General features: G+C 60.0%; 16 protein-coding genes. 2 read left to right on the forward strand and 14 right to left on the reverse strand.

Annotation, left to right across the window (positions count from 1 at the left end):
• Positions 1-81 precede the first annotated feature (81 nt).
• Both PG898_RS05750 and mprF read right to left on the reverse strand, forming a co-directional pair.
• Complete coding sequence (locus tag PG898_RS05750) at positions 82-810, reverse strand: AcvB/VirJ family lysyl-phosphatidylglycerol hydrolase (protein WP_270824463.1); 729 nt, start codon at positions 808-810, stop codon at positions 82-84.
• A 10-nt stretch (positions 811-820) separates the two neighbouring features.
• Complete coding sequence (mprF, locus tag PG898_RS05755; RefSeq protein ID WP_270824464.1) at positions 821-3,376, reverse strand: bifunctional lysylphosphatidylglycerol flippase/synthetase MprF; 2,556 nt, start codon at positions 3,374-3,376, stop codon at positions 821-823.
• Positions 3,377-3,613: 237 nt separating this feature from the next.
• On the opposite strand from mprF, the gene PG898_RS05760 reads away from it, so the two are divergent.
• Entirely contained in the window at positions 3,614-4,330 is a 717-nt protein-coding gene (locus PG898_RS05760) for a metallophosphoesterase (RefSeq protein WP_270824465.1), read from the forward strand.
• A 395-nt stretch (positions 4,331-4,725) separates the two neighbouring features.
• On the opposite strand, the gene PG898_RS05765 is transcribed toward PG898_RS05760, so the two are convergent.
• The 8 genes from PG898_RS05765 to PG898_RS05800 are packed head-to-tail and all read right to left on the reverse strand — an operon-like array spanning position 4,726 to position 17,696.
• Positions 4,726-4,950 carry a hypothetical protein gene (locus tag PG898_RS05765; protein WP_181222441.1) on the reverse strand — a complete coding sequence of 75 codons (225 nt, stop codon included), beginning with the start codon at positions 4,948-4,950 and terminating at the stop codon, positions 4,726-4,728.
• Positions 4,947-6,896, reverse strand: a complete 1,950-nt coding sequence (locus PG898_RS05770) for a hypothetical protein (RefSeq protein WP_181222442.1) — start codon at positions 6,894-6,896, stop codon at positions 4,947-4,949. Before PG898_RS05770 ends, PG898_RS05765 begins: the two co-directional genes overlap by 4 nt.
• 12 nt (positions 6,897-6,908) lie before the next feature.
• Positions 6,909-7,313, reverse strand: a complete 405-nt coding sequence (locus tag PG898_RS05775; RefSeq protein ID WP_181222443.1) for a hypothetical protein — start codon at positions 7,311-7,313, stop codon at positions 6,909-6,911.
• 2 nt (positions 7,314-7,315) lie between these two features.
• On the reverse strand, positions 7,316-8,896 hold the full coding sequence (locus tag PG898_RS05780; protein ID WP_181222444.1) for a hypothetical protein: 1,581 nt from the start codon (positions 8,894-8,896) through the stop codon (positions 7,316-7,318).
• Positions 8,897-8,899: 3 nt separating this feature from the next.
• Entirely contained in the window at positions 8,900-10,111 is a 1,212-nt protein-coding gene (locus PG898_RS05785) for a hypothetical protein (protein ID WP_181222445.1), read from the reverse strand.
• A gap of 39 nt (positions 10,112-10,150) precedes the next feature.
• Positions 10,151-13,744: a curculin (mannose-binding) lectin protein gene (locus tag PG898_RS05790; protein ID WP_270824013.1), complete on the reverse strand. Its 3,594-nt coding sequence runs from the start codon at positions 13,742-13,744 to the stop codon at positions 10,151-10,153.
• Positions 13,741-14,124 carry a hypothetical protein gene (locus PG898_RS05795; RefSeq protein WP_181222447.1) on the reverse strand — a complete coding sequence of 128 codons (384 nt, stop codon included), beginning with the start codon at positions 14,122-14,124 and terminating at the stop codon, positions 13,741-13,743. Before PG898_RS05795 ends, PG898_RS05790 begins: the two co-directional genes overlap by 4 nt.
• On the reverse strand, positions 14,124-17,696 hold the full coding sequence (locus PG898_RS05800; RefSeq protein ID WP_181222448.1) for a tape measure protein: 3,573 nt from the start codon (positions 17,694-17,696) through the stop codon (positions 14,124-14,126). Before PG898_RS05800 ends, PG898_RS05795 begins: the two co-directional genes overlap by 1 nt.
• Before the next feature lie 295 nt (positions 17,697-17,991).
• Between PG898_RS05800 and PG898_RS05805 the strand changes: the two genes are divergently transcribed.
• Complete coding sequence (locus tag PG898_RS05805; RefSeq protein ID WP_270824012.1) at positions 17,992-18,366, forward strand: HNH endonuclease; 375 nt, start codon at positions 17,992-17,994, stop codon at positions 18,364-18,366.
• A gap of 48 nt (positions 18,367-18,414) precedes the next feature.
• On the opposite strand, the gene PG898_RS05810 is transcribed toward PG898_RS05805, so the two are convergent.
• The 4 genes from PG898_RS05810 to PG898_RS05825 are packed head-to-tail and all read right to left on the reverse strand — an operon-like array spanning position 18,415 to position 20,556.
• Positions 18,415-19,164 (reverse strand): hypothetical protein, encoded by a 750-nt coding sequence (locus PG898_RS05810; protein WP_181222450.1) that lies wholly within the window; start codon positions 19,162-19,164, stop codon positions 18,415-18,417.
• Between the two features lie 38 nt (positions 19,165-19,202).
• Complete coding sequence (locus PG898_RS05815) at positions 19,203-19,625, reverse strand: hypothetical protein (RefSeq protein ID WP_270824011.1); 423 nt, start codon at positions 19,623-19,625, stop codon at positions 19,203-19,205.
• A complete protein-coding gene (locus tag PG898_RS05820; RefSeq protein WP_270824010.1) occupies positions 19,622-20,179 on the reverse strand; it encodes a hypothetical protein in 558 nt (185 codons plus the stop codon). The genes PG898_RS05815 and PG898_RS05820 overlap by 4 nt, the downstream gene beginning before the upstream one ends.
• The gene (locus tag PG898_RS05825; protein WP_420481011.1) at positions 20,179-20,556 is read right to left on the reverse strand and encodes a hypothetical protein; all 378 of its coding nucleotides are present in this window, start codon (positions 20,554-20,556) and stop codon (positions 20,179-20,181) included. The genes PG898_RS05820 and PG898_RS05825 overlap by 1 nt, the downstream gene beginning before the upstream one ends.

Raw genomic sequence — 20,556 nt, forward strand, 5'->3', positions numbered from 1 at the left:
CAGTCAATTGACTGGCGTTTTTTTATTCTATTGACAGCTGAATGATTCTCTCAGTCGGCCTCCCCTGGCGGGCAAGGCAGCTCAGTGATCCTGCTCCTCCCCCGCCCAGGGCAGCCGATCTTCGATGCTCCGGTACAGCACTCCGTAGTCGTCGTCGAAGTGGTGGGATCCCGGCAGGGTCACTGTGGTGACATTCGGCTGCTGCAGGTGCGGGCAGAGCTTCACCGGGGAGTCGTCATCCGCCCCCTGCACGCAGAGCAGCGGCAGGCTCTTGATGGCCTTGACCTCCGGCAGGGTGGGATAGCTGCCCGCCTTGTCGTGCACCACCATGTCGCTGACGTGGATCTCAAAATCCGACGCGGTCGAGGGAGAGAGCATCACGGCGCCCACCAGGCTGTCGCGATAGGCCTGTGGCAGGCGATTGATGACGAAGGGCACTATCTCGGCGCCAAAGGAGAAGCCCACCAGCAGCCAGCGCTGGCGCCCCCAGCGGGACTGGTAGTCCGAGAGGATCCGCACCAGATCCGCGGTCGCCTGCTCCGGGGTCTTCTTCTTCCAGTAATAACTGAGCGAGCTCCAGCCCACCACCGGCATACCGTGACGCTGCAACTCGGCGCTGAGCCCCTTGTCCAGCGCCGCCCAACCGCCATCCCCGCTCATGAAGACCACCATGGGGGCGGGCGAGGCTTGCGCCACCGGCAACTCCACCAGCCCCAGATCCGCGCCGACCCGGCTTGGCTGGGCGGCAACAACCGGTAGGGTGAACGAGGAGACGAGACAGCAAATCAACAGCAACAACATGGCTCTCATGGGCCAACTCCTATTTCTTCATGAGCCCGAAGGGGCCGCGACTGATAAGGGAGACGAGGTGAGTCAGGGTACGGGGCAGCACCAGATTACCGGTACAGAGCAGGTAGCGGGGCTCCCACCTTGGGCCGAACTTCTCCTTGTAACGCCGCAATCCCTGGAAGTTGTAAAAGCGGCTGCCCCGGGTGAACAGGGTGTTGCCAAGGCGGGCCCAGTATCCGCCGAGGGGGTTGTCGTTGAACCCCGACATGGGAGCCATCCCCAGGTTGAAGCTGGCATAGCCCTCCTGCTTGCCCCACAGCAGGAGCTCGACGAACAGGAAGTCCATGACGGGGGCCGCCCCCGTGTCCAGGCTGTAGCGCATCAGATCGATGGAGAGACTCTCCTTGTTGTCGCTGATCCAGAGGTTGGCAAACCCGACGATCTGCCCCTCCCGCCGCACCAGCGCCATCGGGTTGAGGGTGAGGTAGGCTGGCTCGAAACTGCCCACGGAGAAGCCCTTCTCCTTGCCCTGCTTGCTGTGCAGCCAGCTGTCGGAGATCCCCTTCAACTCGGGCAGCAGGGCGGCAATCTCACTTGCGGCCACCACCTCGAAGCGCAGCCCTTCCCGCTTGCCCTTGGCGTGGCTCTGGCGCAGGTTGCGCAGGCGGCTGCCGGCGAGATCGAAGCCGTGCAGATCCACGATGGCCTCCTCCCCCAGCTTGAAGGGGATGAGCCCGAGATCCAGGTAGACAGGCAGATAGCGGGCAGACACCTGGTAGAAGACCGGGCTGACGTCGTGCTCGTCACAGCGCTCGCGAAACTGCCAGAGCAGCTCCTCCACGAAGGAGGGCTGGCCGACGGGATCCCCCATCACTATCCAGCTGCTGCCCTCGGTTCCGTACATCAAGAAGGCCTCGCCGCTTGGGTGGAACAGCAGGGATTTATCCCCGAGCTGGGCCAGGTAACCGTGGCCTCCCCCTGCCCGCATCACCAGCCCATGGGCACGGGAGAGCGCCTCTGCATCCGGCTTGTCGGTGGCGAGGCGCAAGGGGGCCAGCAGATGGGCTACCCCGACCACCGCCAGCACACCGATGACGCTCCCCATGGCACGCAGGGCGCGGGAAGCCGCCCCGGGCCCGTGGGCCGAGACGTGCAGCCAGAGGGAGGGGTCATACTCCACCTGCCGATAGGAGAAGAGCAGCAACCACAAGGCTCCCAGCAGTACGGCCCCCACAGACATCAGCCAGGAGGGGGTGAACCGGGCGTGGAGCAGGGAGCCCTTGCGATAAAAGAGCGGGCGGCAGGGGGTGATGACGAGCAAGAAGCCCCCGAGCAGCAGGGCAGACTCCCAGTCAAACCCCTTGAACAGGGAGAACAGCATGCCGAGCCCCAGCAGCCACTGGGTGATCCTGAAAGCCCCGTCATGACGGCGATAGAGGCTGTGAGCCAGCAACAGCAGCAGCACGCCGCTGACGCTGCCGAGCACATGGGAGAGCTCAAGCAGGTGCAGGGGCAGCACCTGCAGGAAGGCTTCGATCCGCCCCCTCATGGTGGGGATCATCCCGGAGCAGAGCAGCAGAGTACCCGCCGCGAAGGTGCCCATGCTCACCAGGGCGGGCACGAACTCCCGGGTCGCCATCATCATCCCCTGCAGCCGGTGCAGGCGGGCCCGCTGTTGCAGCAGTTCCTGCCCTACGAACAGCAGAAGGGCACAGAGGAAGGGCAGGAAGTAGTAGGCGCAGCGGTAGATCAGCAGGGAGGCGAGCAGCTTGTCCACCGGCAGATAGTGGGTGAGCAGCAGGCTCATGCTCGCCTCGAAAACCCCGATGCCCCCCGGCACATGGGCCAGCACCCCGAGCAGGCTGGAGAGCACGAAGGTACTGAGCAGCACCGGATAGGGCACGCTGCCCGATGGCAGCAGCACATAGAGCACGGCGGCGGCGGCCATCCAGTCGAGCAGGGCGATGAGCAGTTGCAGCAGGCGGTATCTGATGCGCGGCAGGAGCAGCAGGTGCCCGCGCCAGACCAGGGCCGCCCCCGGCCAAAATAGATAAACCAGCACCGTCAGCAGGGCCAGGGCACCCGCCAGTTGCAGCAGACCGGTCGCCCAGCGCGGCCAGTGTGCCAGCAGGGCAGCCCCCTGCCCCAGCAACAGGGCGCAGCCCCCCCAACCCAGCAGACCGAGGAAGAAGGTGATGGAGCAGAAGAGGATCACCCTGGCCACCTCTCCGGTGCCAAGCCCCAGGGAAGAGTAGAGCCGGTAACGTACCGACGAGCCGGTGAGCAGCGCAAAGCCCAGGGTGTTGGAGAAGGTGTAGGCGATGAAGGAGGTCATCCCCACCTGCGGCAAGGGCAGTCGCTTGTCCAGCACCTTCAGGGCCAGCAGATCGTAACAACAGAGGCAGCCATAGCTGAGCAGGGTGAGCAGCAGGGCGGCCCCCAGCTGCGGCAAGGGTTGAGACCAGATGGCCAGGCGGATGTCGTGCCAGTGCCACAGGTGGGTCAAATGATAGAGGACGGTCAAGGCCGCCCCCAGCAGCAGCAGGCTGCACAGGGGGCCTATCCAGATCAACAGCTGACGCCGCATTCAAGATTCCTGTCAAAAAGCGAGATGACGACGCTGCCATGGGACGGCGAACAAGGCCCCCGTGGCACCTGCACATGAAAGGGCAAGGCGGGAAGAGCTCGCCACTGAGCCCCCTTTTCATGCATGCTGTCATATGATTTACCAGCCCCTGCGAGGCCGCCATCTTTCTTCTGTAACCTTATGTACGGCCAGACAAAAGCGAACAAGCCGCCCGTCGGCACGGGCAAGGAGACCGACATGAACCCGTCCCCGCTGATCAGACGCTTCTCCCGCAATCCTCTGGGACGGGATCTCGCCGTCGGCGATATCCACGGCTACTTTTCGCTGCTGCAAGGGGCGCTGGACCAGGCGGGATTCGACCCCGCTCGGGATCGCCTCTTCTCCGTGGGGGATCTGACGGATCGCGGCCCCGACTGCACAGCCGCGCTCGAGTGGCTGGCCAAGCCCTGGTTTCACCCAGTCTGTGGCAATCACGATGACTACGTCTGCCGCTACGAGAGCTGCGATAGGGAGAACTGGATCCAGAATGGCGGCGGCTGGTTTCAGCAGCTGACCCCGGACGAGCAGGGGGCGTTCGCCGCCCACTACCGCACTCTGCCTATCGCCATCGAGGTGGCCACTCCGGCCGGCCCGGTCGGGCTGCTCCACGCCGATTGCCCCTTTTCTTCCTGGCAGGGGCTGCTGGACCAACTGGATGCGGGGGTAAGCGGCGGTAGGCTTCGCGCCATCAAGAACGTCTGCCTCTGGTCAAGGCGCCGCATCGAGCGGCTGGATGAGAGCGGTGTCGAGGATCTCGTCGCCCTGGTGGTGGGCCACACCCCGGTGGGCCTTCCGGCCCGGCTTGGCAACGTCTACTACATAGACACCGGCGGCTGGTACCCCGACGAAGGCGGCTTCTTCACCCTGCTGGATCTGCACACCCTGATGCCCCTGCCCCCGGGTACGGCCCGATAAGCCCCATCCAGCCGCAATCCTGCACAGCCCCCTGATACGACACCCTTGAGCGTTCAATAAACCGGCAGCCAGGGCGCCCGGGCTTCGCTCTGCCTGCGCTATGGTTTACCATGCTGGCAACTGCGGTGCATGGCACCGCCCACCCAGGCGCCATGGCGCCGCCATCGGACACCTCACCTCGAGCAACATGAGCAAAACAGCACAGCCCGGCAGCGAGCCCACCTTCTACTTCCACGATTACGAGCCATGTAATTAACGGTTTGTTTTAAAATGAAAAAGATCATCGTCTTAAAACTCTGTACTAGGTTTTGTACTAATTTTGATTGTGTAGTCTAACGACCAGTTATTCGGCCCATCTCTGCAACTGATTTCTACTGACTACTGTGCGCCCTCAATCAGACCTCTATTTCATAGGTCGGTAAATCCGGTGCCTCTCCTGCCAGCTCCCCTCCCCTGTAAAACGCCATCTTGCCGATGGCTACCCCGGTGCCCCGTACTGTGACCGTTCCACCCGCCAACGCGGTGAGAGTGGTGGTCGTGGTACCTACTGCGGTCACGGTACCAACCAACAAGGGATCTGCGCCTGGTACCAGCTCAAGGAATCGCTTAAACAGGTTCATACAAATCGCTCCACACTCAGTTGCTGGCGCACCGTCATGGCCCTGTTCTGCAACGCAGCAGAGACCCTGACGCCCCGGTTGTAACCCTTCCAACCGTCCACGGCGAGCAGCGCACCTGGCAGGATCAAGCCGGTATCAGCTGACAACGGCAGTTCAATGGTTTGGGTACGTTTGGGCATGGTTTTGGCCAGCCCCACCACACCCTGGGCACGGGCTGCCGTCACATCACACACCAACGGGTGGGTGATGGTCGGCGCTTGTTGCTCGCCAGCCGTCCCCTGGCGCACCACCCGCGCACTGATGCCCTGATGGCCACCACTTACCCAGATCCCGTTGGCGGCATGACCCGGCTGGAAGTCACTGCCCAGGGTGGTAATGATGGCGCGGGGGATCGCCACATCGGCCACAGCAGTATCGAGCTGCCATGGGACGGTGGGATAACGCGGCTTGATGACCAGATGACGGTTGCGCTGGTGTGGCAGCACAAAGCCACCGGCCGCCTCGGCCAGGTACCTGACCACCTCGATCGGGGTCTGGTTATCCAGGCTAAAGAACCCGGCAGGTACCAACCAGTTAGCCGCTTGCCAATCCAGTGTCCAGCCAACAGGCAGTACAGCCGCTGCCAGCTGGGCCATGGTCGCGGCAGCAGGCTCACTCACCGCCTGCGCCAATACATGGGTCGGTGACAGGTAAGCGGTACGCGAGCGGCCGGTCAGCGTTGCCGACTCGCGGCCAAAACTCTGGCTCGATTGCCAGCCATCGCACATGCAGTCCCATTGCTGACCGTTGATATGAATGCTGACCTCTTCCTCATCGGTCAGCGCAGCCGCCGCGATACGGGGAATTTGAGCGCTGAACTGCCACGCCCAGGAGTCGGTATCGAGCTCGATGCTCACCGCAGTGGCCGGGATATCGAGCCCATCGCGTATCCGCACGATCTTTGCTGTATTGCTCACCAGATAAACCCTCCGGGTTGGAATGACGATTGCCGCATCACTGCCCTGCCAGACGAACTCCAGCTCTGCCGTGTCACGCTTGCGCCCGAACTCCAGGCGCAGGGTGCGCTTGTCTGGGCGAATCGGTGGTTTTGGTGGTTCTGGCGGCGGCGTCTTGCCCCAGGTGGGCCACATGGCCTCGTCCCAGCCATCACGCCAGCCCTCTATCAGCGGCTGGCCGTGGTGCCAGGCTTGAGCGGCCACCCCTTTACCGATGGGGATGCCCTCTTGCCACTGGTCAGCCTGCCAAACCTGGTCAAAGCGCGGCGGGTTGGTGAACCCAACCAGGCGCCAGCTGCTGACCGGCGCCGCCTCAACCCACAGAGACTGATTCGCCACATGGCCAGCGGCCAGGCTGTCATAGCCCTGACGGCTCTGCTGGCTGACCGGCAGCCCCTCGGCAAAGCGCTGTCGATTGGCCATGAACGTCTGGGGCATCTGCTCGCCCAGCTCGGCCACCTGCTGCTGATGCGCGGCGGCCTGTTGCCACAGGGATCGGCTAGTTGCCCGCTCGGTACCGGCCTTCTGCCATTCGCTACTAAGGGCCTGGAAATGGCTATCTGCCCACACCCAGGCATCCCCCATTGCACTGGCAGGGCCCCGGAATACGTTCTGGTCATACTGCCCGGCGAGCACCGGCTGCGGGGTGCGGGATGTGCTGGCCATGGTGCATTCAATGACGAACGCGCCGACCAGCTCCCCATGGCTATGGGTTTGGCTGGCAAGCACCGCATCAAGTACCACAGAGCCGTCCAGCATCGCGCTGGAGCGATGCGGGGCGCCATCCAATACCGATGACAGCACCAGACCCGGTGACGCACTCAGGCGTGGCGGCAAGTTGGTACTATTCAGGATGCCGACCAGGCGCACCACGTCGGACTGGTTCAGCTCCAGCTGGCCATTGATGCTGCGAGCCTTACGCAGCGCTAGGCTGGCATCCTTTCTGGCCATATGACCCCCCGGTTACGGTTCAGTGATGGTGGCGGTATTAATGCGGATCAGCGCACCGGCAAAAAACTCCGCTGCGGGCAACTCCAGATCGGCGCCACTGCCCGGCACCCCGACATCGAGATCCGCCACAAAGGCCCCGTCCCGGTCAACAATGCGCCCCCAGGTGGGGGCGCCGCTGCCAGTGGCCATCTGTTCGGCAAGAGGTTTCAGGGTCAGCACCCCGCCGCTGATCGTTTTGGCGCAAGGGTGGCTGAACGTCAGCGCCACCAGAGCAAGCTGGTCAGTCGTGGCCGCCCCCGGAGGCGGTTTGGTGCCGGTGTAGATGGTCAGCTTGGCACTTGCCCCGCGGCCTGTATCAATGGCCGTGGCCAATAGCTGGGCGCGACTGGTGCGCAGCCCTTCGGCATAGGAGATCATGGTTATTTCCTCTTGAGCGGGGCAAGCTGGGGGAATGATGCAGGTGCCACCCCACCACCAGGCGGATAGGGTTTTGGCGCCTGATAGTCGGCAGCCACAGCGTTGTAGTCGGCGGGGCCATATGCCGGGTCATCCTGGGCGACCACCATATAACGGCGATTCAGCCACAGCAGATCGAACCGATAGACCCCATCCGCTGCGCGGCTGTAGGTCTCGCCAACCAATTCGCCATCTTGGGTAAAGCAAAGTACCCGGCGCCGCACTCCCATCCCGCTGATAGTCACCGTACTTTCAATAAACCCCTGCTCCACGTTGCGCACCCCATCGCGGATCCAAAAGTAATCCCGCCCCTTGCAGAGCGGGTACTGGGTCTGCTGCTGGAGGTTGACCGGGCCCGCATACATCGCCGGGTAGCCGCGCCAGGCCACATCTTGCGGCTGGAATTGGCTGCGCGGTTCCTGGTTGGCGGCAACAGCGGTGATGGTATGGCGATAAACCAGATAGGTGTATTCAACCAGCAACGGGGTGAACTCGGTTCCGATGGTGGCCAACGTCTGCCCAGGCTGTTGCTCTATCCAGATCCGGCTCTTTGGTGGGGCAATAAACTGCGATGAACGCACCAATACCTTGGTCTGGTAATAGCCAAACACCTGGCCATTGATGGCAGCTAGGCCCAGATAAGGGGCATCAGTGGCCCCCTCTGTCGTGACGCCGCCCACCGTCAACCTGGCCACGCCATTGAGGTAAGCCAGCTGGGCAACCACAGCGCCAGCTGCATCCATCAGCATACCCGTCTGGCCTGGCAAGATGCTCCGGGCCAAGACGTAGGATGGCGCAGAACCAGAGGCCACTAACCCAACACCTAGTTGATGGGTAATCGTGGCACTGGCTGGCACGATCAAATCCGGTTGCAAGGTAGCGAACTGCTCTGCCGTCAATGCTGCAAAGTTTCCATCAAAACCGGCTGGCCCGCTTGCAATGCGCAAATAGGTTTCGGCGCGGCACCCGTTTGCGCTGGCATAGGTCTCGTAGGAGCGCATATTGCTAAAGCGCAGGGTCGTCACCACCGCCATATTGCAGGTCAGGGTAAATGACTGGTTGCGATGCTGACCGCCATCATCGGTATAAATCAGGCTGTTTGGGGTAAAGGTCAGCTCGCCATAGGTTCGCGGGTATGCGTCTCGCTGGGTGGCTTTGGTCAGGCTGGCAAGGCTTTGGCCGTACCATAGCCCGCTGCGATAGGTGCCATCTGTACGGGTGCGAAGGGCGGCGATCACATTGCCCGCCGCATCCACAAACTCCAGATCCATATCGCACAGGTCGTTAGTCCAGCAGGCGTTGGATGCCCCAATCTTCAACCTATATCCCAGTGGTTTGAACGGGATAGACCCACCCCATACACCGGTATCAGCGGCACCGCTCTTGTTATACGCATAACGGAACAACCCGATATCGGCGGTATCGCCAAACCAGTCTACCCATTCCGCCCCGCTGGTCGCGGTTACATCAAGCGCGGCATCGTAGGTAATGGTCTGGGCAGCCGATAACATCAGCCACCCTTTTGACGGCAGGAAAGTCGCCATGACTTACCTCCAGGGGCCGGTGATATCGAACCCAATCAGTGAGCGAGGATCAGCCTGGTATGTGTTTACCTGATAGAGCCCACGAATGAAGCGCACCTTCTTACCCGGCAATGCAGGCAAATCGCCAAAGTTTTTACGATGCCAACCGCCGATATCACCGTATGGCACGACAAACCCCGGCATATACCCACGCAGATGGTTGCCATTCTCCAGCACCATGCAGGGGTCGGTTGAGAGATAAAATCCGTTATCTGGGCCGTTGGGTACGGCCAATCCCACACCAAAACGGGCAAACATGCCCTTGAGCCACCATGATGTTGTGCCAAACAACTGATGATATGGGCGAGCAATCGCTCGTTGATCGGTGGTGTTGAACGTGGTGAGTGTTGTGCCCCAATAAGCGGCGCCACTCGCATCCCGGTTACCCCAGTTTGACTCGTTGGCATTCGCCGCCGTAGTGAAGTAATGGCACAGGACGGCATGGTAACGGTCACCGGGTCTGACTGAACGGATATAGCCGGTGCAATAGACGGTTTGATAGCTGTAGTTGCCGATGCTCGGTAGCCAGTAAAAGAACTGGCTATCGCCTATCAGATCCCAGGTCTTTGCCGTATAGCGCTGGGTCGCTGGCCAACGATGGTCATAGATAGTGGTAAAGGTGTTGATATCCACCACATCCTCAACCATGGTGATCTTGGCCAGATAGGAGGCAAACCCATACTGGTTAGAGCCCGTCCAGCCAGTGAATGCGCTGTTATCAATTCGCCACGATACATTCCCCGACTCACTGACATTGCTGGGACGCACGATAAAGATCTTCCCGTCCCCACTTTCATGGGTAATCGTCCAGCCCAGCGGCGCCACCTTCATGGTCATGGCTGCGCCTGTACCTGGTGCCCCAGGGTTGCCGCCGTCAATCTCAAACCAGACCTGAGTGGCCGTGACCTGCATCACCCGATGCTCGCCGTTGTAGGCGGCAGGCGATACCCCCTCTATCTGAACAACTGAGTCTTGCAGATAGGCATGACCACCGGTAAAGGTCGCCACTGCCCACCCCTTGGCAGTATCGAAAGCCAGCGCGTTGATGGTCAGGGTGCCAAAGCCGGTGACCAGCACCGCCTTGAGCAGCGCCGCCAGAGCGCCCTCTGCGGTATCGCCCAAGCTCGGGGCGCCCTGCATCTCGCTTGCAAACCATTTGACCTTGTATTCAGCCATCGCTTTTCTCTCCACGGGCAAGGCGCAACGCCTCACCGGTTAACGGTTGACGTTGCCCCTGAGCTGGGCCTCGAAACGATCGGTATCCACCACTGCCACCGACTGCAAGATGGTGCGGATAAACCAGATCGGGTAATTGGCGGCGTAGGTGTTGAAGCGCAGCACGTTGCCCGCAGCCCAACCGGCCCCCCAGCCACGCCGGTCAAGCCTGAAATAGGGCTGGCCGTTGTTGGGGTTGATGGGGGCAAAATCGGTATTCACGTCCCCCACCGCAATTTGGCCCACATGCTCGCCGACCAAAATAAACGTGGTGGTGGTCTGGAAGATGATGGCCCAGCGCTCTTGCAGGGTCGCCCGGTTGGTCACCACGATCGGGAAATCCGTGTCGTTGTATTCCGCCGTGCAGGGGTCGCCAATCAGAAAATCAGACCAGTTATTTGTCCAGGTGCGCTGGTCGAACAGCGCCCCATAGCGGGCCCATAGGTCACCGATGATCAGGGCGCTGGATACCAGGGTATCCGCCGCCTCATAGTTGTGGCTGAGGGGCCGAGCCAGGGTGATGCGGCCAGAGATCTCCACATCGGTGGCCAGGCTCATATCCTCAATCCGATGAACCACGGCCAGCGGCTCCACATAGCCGGTCAGGCTCAGCGGGCTGGCCAAGGTCACTACCCCGCTATTCATGTTGACGCTGTAGAGCTGCGGCGCCAGCTCCTTGCCGTTCTTATCCTCCACCCGGCAATAGGCCAGCCGTTCGCGCCCGGTGTTGAGCTGTTGCCCGGCCTGTACTCCCATAGGGAAGGCACTGCGCTTGGTGGAATGCACCACCACGATGTAACCCTTGCGAATGAAGGGCACCCGGCCATCGGATGGCAGGCGCACCGGATCCAGCTTGATCAGATCCGCATCGAGCGGCAGATAGCTATAGACCACCGCATTAAACCGGATGGTGTCAGCCACCACCGACAAGGGGCGCCAGATCTTGCCATCGACCACCATATCGGGATCAAACCAGGGTTTACTCTCGTTGCCCGCTGCCGTCACCAGGCGGCCAAAGCGCACCGATACCACCCCGGTCTGATAGTCCACCTTGCCGCTTACATCCTGGCTGGTGATGGTGCCATCGCCGTTGGCGGTCACCTCAAACCGGCGCCCGTCTGCGGTGTTGCCACTCAGGTAGAGGCTGGATGGCGCAATGGGCGCCCCTGGTGTCCTGAATGTCACCTCGTCCACCGTCTGGGCCACCAGGCTGGTGACCAGCGAACTCAGGGCAGCCACTGGCACCGCGCCAGGGTTCCAGACCGTCACGGTCGCCTTGCCGGTGGCGTAATCCAGTGTACCGGCCTGCTCACCGGCCCCAGTGGATGGGTCGATGTTGCGATAGAGGATCCCCTGCCTGTCCACATAGACCGACCCGCCCAGGGCAAAGCGCACTGAGTTGGCCAGGATCGCCTCGCCGTTGCGCGGGGTGATATCCAGCACCAGCGGGGTGGCCTTCACGGTGTCTTGGCCCGCGCTGCTGGCGTTGTTGCTGCGGTACTCCACCTCGACCCAACCACTGTCGTCCACCGGGAACAGGTAGGCGGCCTGCACATAGTAGATTTCAACCAGTGTCCAGCGCTGGCGGGCAATGGTGTTGCCGTGGCCATCGCCATAGGTGCCGATGGTGCGCCACTCATAGCGGGTTTTCGGAATGCCGCCCTGGCCATCCGGTTTGATGGTGATCTTACCGGTGGTGTAGTTGACGCTGCCCCGTTCCACCCCTGCTGCATCCAGCAGCTTGCCCGCGCCGTTGTCACGGACACTGATGATCGGGTCACGCTGGGCGATCACCAGTTCGGTGTCGTCCTTCACCTCCTCATAAAGGGCATTCCAGCGCAATGAGACCATTCGCGGGGTCAGGTTCTGCTTGGCCAGCTGCAGGGTGATCGTCCCGTCCGGGTTGCGGGCCGGGTAGTCAAAGCGTTGGGTGTCCGGGTCGCCGTACTGGTAAACAACCTGGTACTCCTGACCGCCATCCGGCAGGGTCGCCACCCGCAGGGCCAGATCGCCGGTCACATAATTGATGGTGCCGGTGGCATCGCCGGTCAGCTGGCCAGCCCCGTTGTCGATGGCGGTTTTGGTCGCGCCACCGGCTTGCCAGGTCAGGGTCAGGCTGTTGGGGGTAATCCCCTCATGGGCCAACTTATGGGCCAGCTGCACCGGATCCAGCACCATGCTGGCGCGGTTGAGGTAAGAGACCTTGGTACCCCAGCTGAACATGATCGCGCTGTTCACATCCGGCAGCGCCCCCAGGGTCAGCACCACAGAGCCGGTGGTGAAGTTGAGCAGGCCAGAGCCATAGGATTTGTCCTGGCCAAACAGCTCCCCGCGCCCGTTGTCTTTCAGATCGTACCATTTGCCCTGGGCCAGATAGCTGACGGTCAGCGAACCGGGGCAAGGTGTTGGCAGCAGGGTCGCGGTGTAGGCATAGCCCCGGTTGTTGGCGGCGATCTGGATCTGGGCCGTGTCAGCGATGCGCGATGGCATCACTGCCGGGCGAAAGCTCACGGTTTTGCTGGCCGCGCCATAGTTCGGGCACTGGCTGTTGAAGGTCAGCAGGCCGCGCCCGTAGTCGATAGCCCCCACCACGGTACCGACCAGGAACAGCTCGCCGCCCTTGTCGGTGATCACTGCCGCGCCGATGGTGACCGATACGCTGCCCGGCATGGCACCAATCCCCAGGAACAGCCCCTGACTCGGGCTGACCGGTGAGGTGGTGGTGAAGGTGTGGGGACTGCCCACCCCGGATTCCAGCAGGGCGCCCAGCTCACCGGCAGCGGTCAGATCCACCACAGGGGTTTCACTGCGGGCACTGGGTACCAGCTGGGTGAAAATGGTCTTGGCCTGCACCCGCATTGCACCCAGCGCCGCATCAGCCACCATCTTGGTGGTCGAAAAGTAGTTGGCGGCATCGGCCACCACGGTTTCCCGCAGGGTGGTCTTGGTGGTTGCCTGGTCATAGGGGCTGGGCTGCTCCCCTTCAAAGGTGTAGCGCAGCGGGTCAGTGATCACGCAAGTGACCACGTTGCGGGTGAACTCGCCCTGGTAGCCAGACACCCCGAACTTGCGCAGCTCGGCGGTTACCCGGTCAACCCGTACATACTGCTCAACCTCGTTCCCCTTCCCTTCGTTGCCGACCAGCACCAGCACCTCCCCGACCTCCGGCAACCGCACCTCAATCCGTTGCAGGATGCGGATCGCCCGCTGCCCTTCCAGCTGGGTATCGTAGAGCACCCCCTGCCATTTCGGGCCTCTGGCCTGATAGCGCTCCAGAGTGTTGCGGGCGTTGTCGCGGGTGTCGTTGTGGTCTTTGGTGGTCATCAGCGTCAGGTTAACGCTGGGGTCACTGGGCGGCAGCAGCACCATGGCATTGGCGCCATAGTAGGTGTCGGTGTCGTCCGTCTGCACCGCCAGAAACGCCTTGCGCATATTCACGGTGCCATAGGCCCGATCCATATCGCTTACGTCAGGGAACAGACTGTTATGGTTGCCGCTGATGATCTCGCGGCCAGTGATGCGACCACCGCCGTCATCGGTATCAACCAGGCGCTGGCTGGCCAACAGCAAGATATCGCCAGATAGAATGGTCATGGGGTTACCTCGATAAGGCGAAGGGTTATCTCATAGGGGGTGTACTCATCAGGATCGGCAATCCGATACAACTGCTTGGCCTCGAACCCACCACCACTCTCACGCCGCCACAGCACAGTGAAGTAGCGCCCATTTAACTCGAGTGGCATCTTTGCCGATGGCGCTGATGCTAAAGCGTGAAGTGCAACAACAGTCGAGCGCATCACCCAAGCCTCGCCATCAGATCGCAATGTGATCGGCCGCCCTTCCGATTGAACGGCCTCTTCTACAATGATCGCGCCAGACAATGTTGGCGTTATCACTTGCCCGATAGGCTCCCACTCGAACTCGTCTCCCCAATCCAAGTCATCAGGCAACTCAATGCCAGCCAATTTGATCATCAGCTTCTTAATCCTTGTTGTTTCAGCACGCGCAGCAGCGCATCCAGATTCTCTTCATCAGACTGGAGCTCTACATTGTCGCTGGGGGTTTTAAGATGGATGGTGACTATCTTGTCGCTCGCGGGGCGGCGTTGCTCATTTTGTTTCTGGACTTGAGGGAGGGCATCATTGGTCTGCTGTGACGACTTGTCTTTATCCAATTCCTTCTGCTGCGCCTTGTTCAGCTCATTCTGGAGCTGTGCCCGCATGGCCTCCATCTCCTTCTGGAACTTCTCGCCGTAGTATTTTGACCACTCGCTATAGGCCGGAATGTCTTTGACCTTCTGGCTGTAGCGGGCGAGCTCTTCTTCGACACCGGCCAAGGTATTTGCCAGAGCATCTGCATTGCCGCGTAGCTGGTTGATATCTACTGTCTTGTAGAAGAAGGAGCCGGCATTGACGGTGCGGGTTACCTCCCCACGGCCAGATGAAGAGTTCATGGCGTTGACACTCGCCATGGTATCTTCAACGTCACTCTTGGTCTTTTGTGCCTCCTGCTGCACACCCTTCAGACTTTCCTTCATGGTGTCAGCGGCCGCTTTGGACTTGTCGGCGGCGGTATTAAAACCGTCCCCAATCTCGGCCGCTTTACGGCGGGTATCCCTGATCTTCTCATCGAGGAAACCAAGTCCGCGAGCTTGCTCCTGAGATGACAGCTTCCCGGCTTGACCCAACTGCGCCCAGATTTTCCGCAACTCTTCCAACTCTTGCGCGGTATCTGCCTTGTTGACCGCGGCTTTCATCGACGCGGCGATTTCTACCGAGGTGGCGGATGCATCGGTGGCGATAGCGCGGAAGGTGTCAATAGTGGCCCGTCCTACCGCATCAATCCCGGTTTGCAGCTCTTGATAGTCCAGCCCGAGACGACGCAGCTTTTCAGCAAGGACTGACTCGGTTACCTGAGCTGTGCTGATCACACTACCTTTCATGGTTTCGAAAGCAGCCATAGACTGAACTTTCAGCACCTCGAGATCCTGCAGACTCATATCCTGCAGGCTCTTGCGAAGTCCTGCGTCGATCTCGGTCTGTGTGACCTTGCCCTGCTCACGCAAAGAGTCGAGAGCCAAGGTGATATTCTGCAAAGAGGTTGTGTCCCCCATTTGCAGACCTTTGAACATCTCGTTGATGCCGGATGCAGTCTCCTTGCCTTTTGCCTTGAGCATGTCGAAATCAGCAACCAGTTTCACCACTGCAGGGCGGGTTCTGGCATCAATAGCTTGCCCAGCCATATCAGCCCCGGCAGCAAGGTCAATAAACCCTTGGCGCATGCTCGCCAGTGCGGCATCGGCCTGATACTGCATCGCCTCGGCCTTGAGGCCTGATGCCTCGAGAGCCTTCTGCACCTGCAGTTGACCAGTCAGGTATTCACGGTGTCCCTGCAGCCGTTGCTCATAGGCGGCTCGTTCTGTTGCCGAGAGGTTGGCAACCTCCTGGGCAGTGAGGACCTGAACGTTTTTGAACTCGTCAAACTGCGCCATGGTGGTCATCCCTTGGCGCTGCAGTTGGTTAAAGAAGGCTCTGGACTGTTCAGCAACCCGCTGCTCAATCTCTCCCGCCTCCCCCATCTTTGCAGCCCAAACACCGGCATCCTCTGCCAGCTTGACTAGACCCCGACCACCTTCATAAACCAGCACTGACAGCCCCGCCATCAAGGCTCCGTTGCCCATGGTCAAGGCGCTGAGTACACCATTGAGCTTGACTGCTTTCTTGCTGGTAACATCCATCTCTTTGCCAGCTTCTACTGTCGGCATGACCACGCCGGTCTTCATGGCCTGCCCCATACCGAGTAGCTGAGCACTCCACTGGATCACCTTCATGGTGCCCCAAGCTTTAACGAGGATCCCCACCCCGGCACTGAGGTCAATGATGGTTTCAGTGAGGCCGCGAATGGCCACTGCTCCCGTTTTCATCCCGTCAGAAACACTTCTGGCCCAGTCAGCCAAACTTCCATCATCAGCAGCAGCTCGGATCTGTGCGGTGACATCAGCAAGTTCTGACTTGATGAAAGCGAAGATGCCCGCATCAGCAATTGCGAGCTCGATTTTATTCAGCTGCTCCTGAAAATTTGACCAGATCCCGCTGAAGGTCTGTGCCATTTCCTCTGATGCCCCGGCAGCATCGTCTCCCATTGCTTTGATCAGCAGGTAGATTTCATTCCTGCCAAGCTTCCCAGCCGAGGCCATCGCGATGATCTCGTCCGTTGTCTTGCCCATCGCATTTGCCAACAACTGGGCCGCTGCAACAGATCGCTCGTTGAGCTGATTCATCTCTTCGGCTTGCAGCTTCCCCTTCACATAGGCTTGCCCAAGCGCGACGATGACACCTTCAAGATCCTGGTAGGTTCCCGCCGTTTTGGCGGTATAGTCGGCGGCGGCCTGCAGTACCCCGTTGTAAGGGTCTAGGCCATAGTTTTTCGCCTTGATAAAGGCGGTAGTGATCTCGTTGAGTTGAAAGGGCGTCTTTTCGTTGAACTCACGCAGCCAGGCCAGCGCTTTCTCACCGCCTGCGGCACTGCCCTCTACACTCTTGAGTGATACACCAAGGCGTTCAATCTCGTCCGCTGTTCTGACCATGCCTGTGGTTCTTGCCACCAACTGGTCAAAGGTCAAATATGCAGCGGCAACACCACCGATCTTGGTGGCCAATGCCGCCCACCCCTGCTCACCATCTTCGACAGCGCTATGCAGACTTTCGGTATTCTGCTCTGCCTGCTTGGCCTTCTGGCTGTATTCGGTCAAGCCGCTGGCATTGGTTCGCAGGGCGCCGGCCTGTCCGGTCAGCTGGTTTTTCAGATAGGTGATCTGATTGGCTGCCTGCTGGCTGGCGGTCTCCACCCGTTTCTGCTCACTGGCCAGCTTGCGAGTATCGACGCCCGCATCGGTCAGCGAACGGCGCAGCCCGTTGAGAGTGACGTTCTGGCGCTGATACTGAATATCCAGGGATTGAACTTCCCGGCGGGCCGAATTGAACTCCCGAGTCTGCTGGCGAAGGGCTTTCTCGCTGGATTCCAGCCCACGCTTGAGCTCATTGGTTTGGCCTGAACTCTCTTTGTACTGCTCGCCAAGCAGACGCACCTGCTCCCGCGCATCCTTGAGCGACTGGCGCTGCTCCTTGGTGACGGTGGTGGCTTCGCTGTTGGCTTGGCGCAGCAGATCAACTTTTGCCTTGGCCTCTGCATGGGCTGTGGCCAGCCGCTCGGTCTCCTGCCGGCTGGCGCTATAAGCCGTATTGGATGAGGTCAGCTCTTGCTTGGCATCAGCCAACGCCTTACCCATGCCAGTGGCGCGGGTACGGGCTTGTTCCAGCCCATCACCCAAATCAGCGGTACTGCGCTTGAGGTTGGCAAACTGGGTAAGGGTGGCCCCCTGTTCACCAAGTCGCTGCAGCTCATCGCCAAGGCCACTTACCTGCTCGCTGCTGGATTCGGTCTCACCGCCAAGGGTATCGACCTCTGCAATGAGTTTGCTGATCTCGGCCAGCCCTTCAACAGCGGCGCGGATCCGCAACTGGATATCGGTATCATTGCTGGCCATGGGGCCCCCTCAGAAATGAAAAAACCCGCCGAAGCGGGTTAACAGTTACTTTTTGTGACGACAGCACTCTGTATTCAATTGCATCACAAATATTTTTGTACGATATTTGGCCTACCACATTCCAGCGAGTGGGGTGCCAGTCGGTTGTGCCGCTGGTGTAGTGCTGTCAGGAAATCTCCTGCCAGTGCCCGATCTACCCGATAAGGTGTGACGGGACTTCAACTTCAACATTGAAGCCCGACACAGATCTGTCTGTAACACCGCCCGGGCTTCAAAAAACTTTTTGGAGCCCTATATGGCAAGTTCAATTCATAAACAGCGTCACCGCGCAGCGGTCAACCAAGCACATCGTTGCTACTACTGTGGCATGCCTATGTGGGAGGCAAACCCTGCACAGTTTTCTGACCAATATCAGATCAACAAACAGCAGGTGGACCACTTCCAATGCACTGGGGAACACCTGTTAGCCAAATGTGATGGTGGACCTAATTCCGCGAGCAACATTGTGGCGGCTTGTAAATATTGCAACCAGGCAAGGCACAAAGACAAAGACCCTCTGACCGCGACTAAATACAAGAAGAAGGTCAAGTCTCTCGCCAAAATGGGGCAATGGCATACCTCAAAAATCCTACAAAAAGCTCAACAGCCAAAGTGTGGCAAAACGAAGTAACCACATCTCGGGTTGAACAACAGAATGGCATCCATCGATGCCATTCGATCAGTTGAGGATTTCCATGCGATAAGGCTCGGTTTTACCGGGCTGCGTCACGAGAGATCCTTCCAGTTCCCCTTCCATAAACTCGCCACTCATCAGCGCCAGAGCGCCTTGGGCAGCCAGCATGGCCTGGTCGATGGTGACGCGCACGCGCTGCCCAGGGTTGGCCAAGTTCTCACCGTCGATGATGAAGTAACGAGGCTTCAGTGTTTCTGTGGTGCCGGTGTAGGTGGTGCCGGTCACCGCTGCTTTGGTGTAACCGACCTTGCAGGCTGCGGCAGCCTGGTCGCTGATAGCCATCACCATGTTGCCGTTGACCTTGTAATCGGTATCCAGTACCAGCGCCGTGCCCCCAGCACTCAACTTGACGGTGATCGAGCCAGGTTTGATGTAGGCGTTCGCCAGCTCAACCCACCCCTCTTTGCTGAGCGTGACCAGCTCATCCGACACAGGAGCCTCTGACTGGGTGAAGGCCACCTGTTTGCCTGCGATGGCATCGGCCAGCAGTTGTTTGGTCATGGAATCCCATTTCAGGGAGAGCTTAGCCGGGTCCTTCGGAAGTTGAACCGAGTCCAGCGCCTGGCCGAAGGTGCTGCGCTTCTTGGAGATGCGCGACTTTTCCTCGGTGGTCGGCGGGGTGACGGTGATCTCGTTGACGTTGATGGGGCCAATCAGGGGCCCTTTCACGCCGTTGTTGATTTCGGCGATGTAGACATCACCAGCCAACAGCAGGCCTTTGTCGGTAAATGACATGCTTGGATGCTCCTATGGTATCCAGGATTGTTGCCAACCTAGAGGCTGGCGGTATAGGTGAAAGTGAGTTGGATCGAGGTCAATAGGGTGTCGCTGCCAATCTCCTCTGGCTCGAGAATGATGTTGCCAACCGATATGGAGATCAGTGACGTGCCAACAAGCGGAACCCCTGCGGTCGATGGCACCAATACCGCCAGTACCTCCGATAACAGTTGGTCACGCCCGGCACGGCCTGCGTTTACGGGTTGGTAGAGGTCCACCTGAATATTACGGGTACGTTTCCATTCACGCCCCCTCCGTTCAGGTTTGCCTTCGCTCAACTCCCGAAAGTGCGCCAGTGGTAATATGGTGTACTGGTCAATTTGCGGATCGCTGTCACACACTTGCCCATCACCAGCCAAGGAGCTCACAGCCCCCAGTTTGGCCAGTAGCTGATCGATGATGACGGTGGCTTCGGTCATGTCATCTTCCTGTTAAAGGTGTTGGTGAGCTTGGCTTGCACTTCAGCCAGATACTGCTCGGTGATAATGTCATTCCACCAGCCGCGCAGCCCTACCCCACCAGCCATGACCAACCGTTGTTTGCCAGCTTTGCTGAATCGGATCATTGGTCGGCGCTTCTTGCCGTAGGGGTTTATGAAACCGTAGACCTGCACCCGCTTGCCGCCACGCAGCACCCAGACGCTGGCTCGGGTTCCGGTTCCATCTGTTCGAATTGAGGAGAATTTGACGCGACTGAACGGCACCTTTTTTAAGTCCAGGCTGAGGGTGGCCACGTCATGGGTCACCGTGGCCTTGTCGAACTTGATCCGGGCCCTGACCGAGGCAGTATTGAAACCGTCGGCCGCGATCCGGCTCACCATGTCATTGCGAGTATCGCGGGCGACTTCATTGACCACCGCCACCAACTGCTTGCGGATCTTGGCAGGGAGCGCCTCAAAGGCCTCTTTACTCTCGCTCAGGCCAGTGACGTTGATCGCCTTGGCCCTGCGCTTACGGCTCAGTCCACCGGGCATCAGACCACCATCACTCGCAGCGTGGTGCCGTTGTCGCTGCCCTCGACCACCCCATCGATGCGGTAGCTGCGTCCGCGCAGGGTGATCTGGTCACCTTGGCGTGCAAACGGCCAGACCAGCTCAGGCAATATCAGGTCTATCTGGCGGCGCGGTTCGCTACGCGCCCCCACCATCAGGTTTTCTGCCGCCATACAGACGGTTACCGGATAGGCCTCCCCATGTTTCGGGGTATAGGTGGCCGGTTCTCCTGAGAGTTTGCGAGCCGAGATCTGCTGTGCCCCGGGTTCGCGGGCGATATCTTCAATCAGATACCAACAGGCTCTCCCCTTAAGCAGCTGACCTGGCAGCAGGTCATGGCGGTAACGTACCGTGATCAT

It is taken from the genome of Aeromonas sp. QDB31, assembly GCF_027707605.1.
Taxonomy (GTDB): Bacteria; Pseudomonadota; Gammaproteobacteria; order Enterobacterales; family Aeromonadaceae; genus Aeromonas; species Aeromonas media.